This is a genomic window from Neisseria sicca VK64, assembly GCF_000260655.1.
In the GTDB taxonomy this organism is placed as follows: Bacteria; Pseudomonadota; Gammaproteobacteria; order Burkholderiales; family Neisseriaceae; genus Neisseria; species Neisseria sicca_B.
This window is the reverse complement of sequence record NZ_AJMT01000079.1, coordinates 1-7,509: the sequence shown is the minus strand read 5'-3', so window position 1 is coordinate 7,509 and position 7,509 is coordinate 1. Positions and strand designations below refer to the sequence as shown.

Annotated in this window: 6 protein-coding genes; all 6 read right to left on the bottom strand. The window is 44.9% G+C overall.

Features of this window, described 5'->3' with window-relative positions; translation table 11 throughout:
• Positions 1–93: 93 nt before the first annotated feature.
• Genes tssE through HMPREF1051_RS04830 form a run of 6 tightly spaced genes read right to left on the bottom strand, consistent with a single transcriptional unit; the run spans position 94 to position 7,475 of the window.
• Positions 94–507 carry a type VI secretion system baseplate subunit TssE gene (gene tssE / locus HMPREF1051_RS04855; protein WP_003758401.1) on the bottom strand — a complete coding sequence of 138 codons (414 nt, stop codon included), beginning with the start codon at positions 505–507 and terminating at the stop codon, positions 94–96.
• A complete protein-coding gene (tssJ, locus tag HMPREF1051_RS04850) occupies positions 507–1,046 on the bottom strand; it encodes a type VI secretion system lipoprotein TssJ (RefSeq protein WP_003765178.1) in 540 nt (179 codons plus the stop codon). The genes tssE and tssJ overlap by 1 nt, the downstream gene beginning before the upstream one ends.
• Before the next feature lie 20 nt (positions 1,047–1,066).
• Positions 1,067–2,176: a type VI secretion system baseplate subunit TssG gene (gene tssG / locus HMPREF1051_RS04845; protein ID WP_003765179.1), complete on the bottom strand. Its 1,110-nt coding sequence runs from the start codon at positions 2,174–2,176 to the stop codon at positions 1,067–1,069.
• Positions 2,140–3,906 (bottom strand): type VI secretion system baseplate subunit TssF, encoded by a 1,767-nt coding sequence (gene tssF, locus HMPREF1051_RS04840; protein ID WP_003758395.1) that lies wholly within the window; start codon positions 3,904–3,906, stop codon positions 2,140–2,142. The genes tssG and tssF overlap by 37 nt, the downstream gene beginning before the upstream one ends.
• Before the next feature lie 9 nt (positions 3,907–3,915).
• On the bottom strand, positions 3,916–5,541 hold the full coding sequence (gene tssA, locus HMPREF1051_RS04835; protein WP_003765174.1) for a type VI secretion system protein TssA: 1,626 nt from the start codon (positions 5,539–5,541) through the stop codon (positions 3,916–3,918).
• Positions 5,541–7,475, bottom strand: coding sequence for an ImcF-related family protein (locus tag HMPREF1051_RS04830; RefSeq protein WP_003765176.1), 1,935 nt, complete (start codon positions 7,473–7,475; stop codon positions 5,541–5,543). The genes tssA and HMPREF1051_RS04830 overlap by 1 nt, the downstream gene beginning before the upstream one ends.
• Between the last annotated feature and the right edge of the window lie 34 nt (positions 7,476–7,509).

Below are 7,509 nucleotides of genomic sequence, written 5' to 3'. Positions count from 1 at the left end.
TTGCTGAAAGCAACACGCCGCAAGTAAGGAAAATGTGTTTAACCATATTTTATTTCTTAATTTTCAAAGTAATCTATTCACACCAAAGAAAGCTTATGTCCGGCTGCGTTTAACGGAAACCGTCCCCTCAGGCATAAAATAAGTGTCTATCACTACCGCACCCACGTTTTCTATTTCGCATTCCAGCTGATAACACAAGACCATGATATTGTCTTTGGATTCAGTGAGGTGGATATCCAAGTTCCTTAATCTCGGCTCGTATTTCAACAAGGTTTTCCTCATAAAATACCGCAAGTCATGCGCGCTGGACGGCAGGTTTTTATAAACCATGCTGAGATCGGGAATCCCATAATCCGGCAGATGTTTCAAGGAACCGCTCCTGCTGTTAAGAATGCGTTGGATATTGTCCAAAACACTGCGAACCAACTGGAAGCTGCCCGGCAGGTCATCTATCGGCAAACCGTCGGAATAAAATCCGGTCAGTTTCTCATAGAGTGCGGCATCCATTATTTGACTTTCTTGACCGTCTCTTGAAGCAGGACTTTGTTATCCACCAATTCGATAACGACCGGTTTTTTATTGGTCAGCTGCTTTTTGGTAATCAACATTTTCCAAGTCTGCTCTTCCCCTACTTTGTTATAGAAAGCGACGACGCCGACATATTTGGTGTCTTTATTCAGCGTTTCATCAAAGCTGATGGTTTCCCCCGGCCGGATGGTATATTGCTTGTAACCTTCTGCCAGATCGTTGCTCAAGATGGTTTTGTCTTGATTGAGCAAATCGCGATATGAGGCAACTTCATAATTTTGCTTGTCTTTTAACTGATACACTCGGACGACTGTCGACAGCGACTGCCCGCGCTCGTTTTGATTCAAACCGTTTCGTGCAATTAGGTCGATTTTCAAAATCTTGAGTTTGGTATAAAAAACACTTTTCGTTGCTTCAACCGTTCCATCTTTCATGCCTTGCCAAATCCCGCATCCTGAAAGCATGGCGCATAAAAGGGCTAATGAGCAGACTGACGTAATTCTGGTTTTTTTATTCATGATTTTCCGTTTTCTTGAAGTTAGTTTGAGTAAGTATAGTTCGCTATTTTTATTTGTTTGTCTTGGTGCATCGCACCTAAACCGGTATTAATCCCCAATATTTGTTTTTTTTCCAAACGGCTTTTGGGTATCCATTGTTTTTTAATATTCAGGTAAACACTCGCATCAAAACGACGACCCAAATAGAGTTTTAATAATTCGAGCAATTTTTGGTGCAATTGCTGCTTTGGCAACAGAAGCTGAGCGTTGTCAAATGTATCGGGCGTAATTTCAATACGCACCAAATGACTGTAATCTTTTATCCGTCCGCCCAAAGATGCGCTTCCCCCGTCTAACCGCAAACCGGCTTTCCCCAGTTTGCGGTCCTTCTCCAAAATGACCCACTGCGGCTGGAACTCTTTTACTTTTACGTCGGCAAAGGGAAGAAGGTATCTGACGATGCTGACAATCCCTTCTTTGGTTCGGGTTCGTTGGTAAAAAATACTGAACAACCCCAAAATCCTGCTATCCAGCAGAGGATGCATGAATTTTCCGTTGACCATGCCTTGCCCGATTAGGTGCAAGAGAGAACGCGATAGGCCATCCTGCCCCTCCCGTTGAAACAGAAACGGATAACGGTATTTTTTCCATGCTTGGAAAAACAGGGTCGTGATTCGGTGGTTAAAAATATCTAAAAATGCTGCCAGGCTTTCACTGCCGTCTTTATGTGTCGCAATATCGTTCAGGAAGTAATCCGGCAAAACCGCATCGACACCGTACAAACCTAAAAATGTCGTCCTGACAGTCGGCAGATCGGCTTCTGCGTCATATTCAACCGATGCAATCTCCCCGGAAGGGAAAGATAAAGACTTTACCCTTCTAAATCTTACGGTTGACTCGACAGCCTTTTCTTCATTTCCTTCGGCAAGGGTTTCCAGAACCCGGCAAAATTGGAAGAAATTCATTGTTGCCGCATTGCGTACAATAAACTCCCCCAATTTCTCTTGGAAGATTTCAGACGACCCGCTTTCGCGCTGCGCTTTATTTCTAGGAATCTCCCATAAGGGAAGCGTTTGCCTGTCGTTATTTTCTTTGGCGCTTTTGTGCGCCGTTTCTAAAACCGTGTGATAGTTGTTTTGCTGTCTTTCCATGTATATGTTTTCCCGGATGGCAGAGAAACAATGCTGAACCGGGTAAACAGGTTCAAATCAGCATACATTGCAAAAAATTCGTTCAATAATTCTCCGAACAAATAAATTTCCGCCTCACCGCTAAATGCGGTCGAATCAAATGTTACGGTAATATGAATTCCGCGGTGGACTGCGCCACGCTCGATTCTCTGTACTGTTTCATGTTTGACATCAACAATACCATTCAGTCTGCGCTTGTTCAGCTCGTCTTCAGTCCAGTCGTAAATGGACAATGCACCTTTCAAACTGTCGACATTCAATAGTGATAAATAGTTGGGCGACAAATGGGACAATATGCGCCATTGGAATCTATCCTCTGTCGGCGGATAGCAAGACAATGTCGGCGTGGTAAGGTTTCTGACCATTTTGACATTTGGTTCGGCGATATCGTCGTCTTGAATCTGGGTTTCCCTCAGACTTTTACGCGGCAAAGCGCCATTTGTCCCGACCACCTTCAATGAAAGCGTCTCGGTAGGCAATATATCTTTTCTATCCCACAGCAATCCGCCAAGCATGATAAATGTTTCATGTCTTCCTGATACGCCTTGTTTGACTTTGGTATGGAAATACCTTTCCGGCGCATCATATTTCATCAAACCACCACGATGCTGGAATGAGGAAAAAGGAATATAGGGGTAACGTTTGCCTGTTTCATGATTAACCGCCTCTACCTCTTCGACGGAATAAACTTCAACAGCCATACCTTCATGTAACAGCGGCTTCACCTGATATTCGAACGCCTTATGATCCACTCGGATAGGCTCTGCTTCCATATCAAACAGATTGATGGCAGGCACGCAGTTCAATTTCAAACAGTCAGGAGGAAATCGAAGCTCTGAAGGGTATTGCTTGGAAAGAACCACATTCACGCTAAACTCATTAATACGTTCCGACCACGCTCCGGCATCGATGCCCACTAAATCAATAAAGAAAAACTTCTGTTTGAAACAAAAATATTCCAGCAATAGTTGGTAGCCGCTGAAGCTGTTATTGACTTTCTCCCACAACCTTTCATCTTCAGCAAATCCGACTGCCTTAAACTGTATATTGCCGGCGGATGGCAATTCGGCATGATGAAGGCTGATTCGTGCTGTCTGATTCAACAAAGCATGACGCAATGCGAAGGCAATCGGTTCGTCGGCGGAAATATAAATTCTGATTTTGGAAAAATCTAAATTTTCTTTCTGTATTTGCCGGTGGATACCAAAAGTTAATTTGATGACGCTTTGACCATTCGCATCATAATCCAACAATGTATGCAATATGCTCAAAGGTTGGAGCGCAACATCAGCAGTGGTCCGATACAAGCATCTGGTCAATCTATCGTTGATATTGATAGGTTCGGACTGAACGGACAATCCTTTTTTGACGACTTGCCCTCCTTGCAACTTTTTATTATCCGGAATCAATTCCAAAACAGTCAGGGAAGGAATCATCCTCAGATAATGCGGCCACAGCATATGGACCAACCCCTCCGTCAATTCCGGAAAGTCATCATCTAATTTTTGTCTGATCCTCCCTGTCAAAAAAGCAAAACCTTCAAACAGCCTTTCTACATAAGGATCGCGCGTACCTACCCTGTCTAAATTCAACATTGCGGCACGATCAGGGTGGGCCTTTGAAAACTCTAATCCCGCCTCTTTGAGATACCGCATCTCTTCTTCATAATAGCGTAATGTGGGATCTGACATAATATATGCTTAATAAATTAATTCCAATGCACGGACAACATCAGCCTGCATCAACTCTGTCCGTAAAAATTCAAGCTGTCCGACAGCCTCAATATCTTTATTATCAAGGTTTTCACTTAATAGTTGATACCAAAGGGCATACACTTCAAACGTAAAATGTTTGTCCCACTCTTTAACTGTCAACACTTGCATCTGCTTCGAAGCCTGTTCCAACAGTTTCACTGCCCAGTCCTCTTTTTGAGCGCTTACAGCCAACCGCGCCATCATCACCCATTTCTTAACCTGCCCAGAACCTGTCTGCCACTCCGGTAATGTTTCCAACCAAGCAAATGCAGCGTCTAAACCGTGTTCTTGTGTTTGCAACAGCGCCTGTTGCCAGTAACTTTCTTGATTTTCTGTCTGAGATGGCGACGCTAACACTGCTTTTTGAATGGCTTGACTACTCGTCTGCTTGCGCGCGGACGACATGACCTTTTCTTCCAGCCATTTAAGCGTATCAGCCGATACGAACGGGAATCCGTTATCAAAACTCAAGCCGGTCAGGCCTTCGCATCGGGTCAATAAGGATTTCAACTCAAATAGCGACGACTCAACTTGGGAAAGATATAAACCACCTAGCGCCTGCTGACCTTGCCATGCGTAATATTGCAAATCCAGCCAATAGTGATTAGCACCTTCCAAAAAAGCCGCTTCCACTTTATCGAGCAAATCGCGCCATTGCTGCTCCTGAACCAAACGATTCAGGTTTGCCAATAAATCTGCCCTTGGAGCCTTCAAACGCGTCTGACCATTTTGATGCGGAGGAATGCCGTTCAATCCGCCCCAACGGACGGCTCGAATCATCTTGTTTGCAGACCAATAACCATCATCCTGTTCTCTCAAGTAGGCAGCATTAATCCTGACTTGGTCAAGCAAGGCTTTAGAAGAGTTAACCTTTGTGACAGTCAGACTTTCAGACGACCCTCGACTCTCTTGATGAATTTGCGGCGTTGCCACTTGCTCAACAGGCGCACTGGTCTCTTGATTTTGACTTGAACTTGTTGGAGAAGATGAAAAACGAACAGATGACTCTTCAAAATATTGCAACAATGGAAATAAGCTGGGGCGTACTACCTCTTCCCATCCCTCAAAGTAATGTTGCAACCACATCAAAGCCGATAATGTCCGCTTAAGCTCCGTAGAATCAGATAATCCCACGTTCTTAAGCGTATCCAGCACCCTTTCGCCGGACAACCAATTTAATGCATTACGTTTTTGTACAGGCTTTTTCGGCCACAGCGACTGATCGAATTTTTGCAGCAACCCGCACAAAATCTCCAAACCGTCTGAAAAACCTGCCAAGCCTCTGTCTCTCAGCGAGGCAAAAATGTAATAGGTTGCTACCCTCAGGTCTTTAGATTCACGCTTCAGCAGGCGTTCTGAAGCATCCAAAATCAATCGGTAGTCCATACCCGAAAGTTTGGCCAACTCAATCTTGATGGCTTCAAAATCATCTGTATAGGCGACATCCTCGCCGCAAGGATGGTCGTCTGAAACAGGCTCCAACCATTCTTGCCAGCGATGGATATTGTTATCGGTGATGGATGTGCCTTCATCACCGAGTATCGGCTTTACCCATTGGGGTAATGTCATCATTATTTAACCTCAAAAATCTTATTCGGCAGATGGATATTTTTCAGATCCAGCAGTCCCAACGGTCCTTTACCGGAATTGGTCCGCATATAGAAGCGCATCAATTTGTCTTTTTCCAGTGGGAACTCGACCAGATAGGTACTTCCATCAATCGGTGTAACCCTGGATTTTTCAAGCATACGGATGAAACCGAAACGTCCGCTGATTTCCTGAGTTTTACGCATACCTTCTGCCTCGGTTTCCCAAGAAATACGCAAACCGGCATTGCTGACATCACCCGGCCATTTGAATGGCTTCCACTCTGTCTGTTGGTTGAAATAATTCAATGATTGACCATCAACAACCAAGTCGAATTGAACAATTCCCTGAGTAGACGTCGGCTTCAGCTCAAAGCTGTAACCACCTTCTCCGTTGACGAAGAAATCCTCAGAAATCGCACTCAATTTATTCAGCTGTTGCAACAATCCCGGATTGACTTTCAATTCGCTTCCCGGTGCCACAATCCATTGATTGCCTTGTTTGGTCAAAACACCTGCCAATTGGGTCGTTATAAACTGATTCAATGCGCCTTTGTTGATATCCAAGTATTTTGCCAATACGGGAATCGAAACTTCGGTTTCTGATTTGGCAAACGGATATCTGCCGCCCAACTCGGACTGCATAGGATTAACAAAATTGCTTGCCCACAGATTATTGATGTCTTTTTGGGCCACACCTGCAATCGAATCCCATACGGAATTAAATGGCAAGACAAAAACGTTGCGCGCAAACGGCAGCAATCTGTCACCCACACCAGCTTCAATCAAACGCGCATACTGCATACCTTCAAGAAATTCATTGTCTCCGCCGTTCAAGACTCCTTGCACGGCCGATCTGGCTACACCACCGGTATCGGAAGAAGACGCCATTTGAATCAAACGTTGTTTAATGGTCGTCACTCGCTCAAGGTAACGTTGCAGGCTCAAATCGCTCTTCGGATTGATTTGCGCGTCAATCAATTGCAGCAGGTTTTCAAATTCTGCTTCCAACGGTCCTGCCAGATAATCATTGACTTTACCTTCCAGGGCGTTGATGTTTTCTGCCTGTGAATTTAATACCGTATCGGCAACCCTACGCGAGCGGGCAGACAGCTGTCTTGCCGCCGCACGTTTTGCAGCATCGGCGACCGCCGGATTTACGTCGATTTTTTTGCTGTCCAACTGGCTGCTTTCTTTTACAGCATGGAACAATGCCACCAATGGGGAACGCTGAGGATCTGCATAAACGTGGAACTGATTGACCGCATCCAAATTGGTCGTCCTTGGCTGCCATGTAATACTGTTCATCATGTCATACCAAGCCGCAGCATATTCTTTGAAATAACGCTCTTTCAGACTGTTGATCGCAGCTTCCGTCACCGGTGCCTGATGCAGGTTTCCACCCAGCACCCAGTCAGTATTCTTGCTGTCTTTAACAGCTTGGTCCAGAGCAGGTTTAACATATTTCTCCCAGCCTTCGACTGTATACACGCGGGGCAAAGGTTTGCCGACATTCCAAATGCCTTTCAAATCCTTATTCAGCAGCTCTGCCAATGTGATGGTTTTCAGCTTGGCATCCGTACCTTGTACGATACGTTTGTATAACTGTTCACTGCCTTGGTCGCGGTTGATCCAATCCACCAGAATCTGACGGCTTCGTGACACCAATTCAGGTTGCTCCGTTTCCAGCCAACCGGAATGGGTAGCCATACGCGGTACGAAAAATTGGGCCAAAATTTGTGCATCTTTGGTAGAAACATTCTGCGCCGACAGCATTTCCACCAATTTTTTCGTCAGGAACTCAGCATCTTTTTTGTCTTTGGTTTTCTCTACATGGGACGTCAGCATCAAATATGCTTTCAGGTCTTGATAAGAACTGTCTTGCAGTTCAAAGTCGTCCGGAATCTGCCCTTCGAGCATAGTCAAACCATCCAACTTATTCGCAAAGAATACG

Coding starts and splice junctions, on each gene's coding strand:
- tssE (WP_003758401.1), bottom strand. CDS start 507: ATGGATGCCGCACTCTATGAGAAACTGACCGGATTTTATTCCGACGGT.
- tssJ (WP_003765178.1), bottom strand. CDS start 1,046: ATGAATAAAAAAACCAGAATTACGTCAGTCTGCTCATTAGCCCTTTTA.
- tssG (WP_003765179.1), bottom strand. CDS start 2,176: ATGGAAAGACAGCAAAACAACTATCACACGGTTTTAGAAACGGCGCAC.
- tssF (WP_003758395.1), bottom strand. CDS start 3,906: ATGTCAGATCCCACATTACGCTATTATGAAGAAGAGATGCGGTATCTC.
- tssA (WP_003765174.1), bottom strand. CDS start 5,541: ATGATGACATTACCCCAATGGGTAAAGCCGATACTCGGTGATGAAGGC.
- HMPREF1051_RS04830 (WP_003765176.1), bottom strand. CDS start 7,475: ATGCTCGAAGGGCAGATTCCGGACGACTTTGAACTGCAAGACAGTTCT.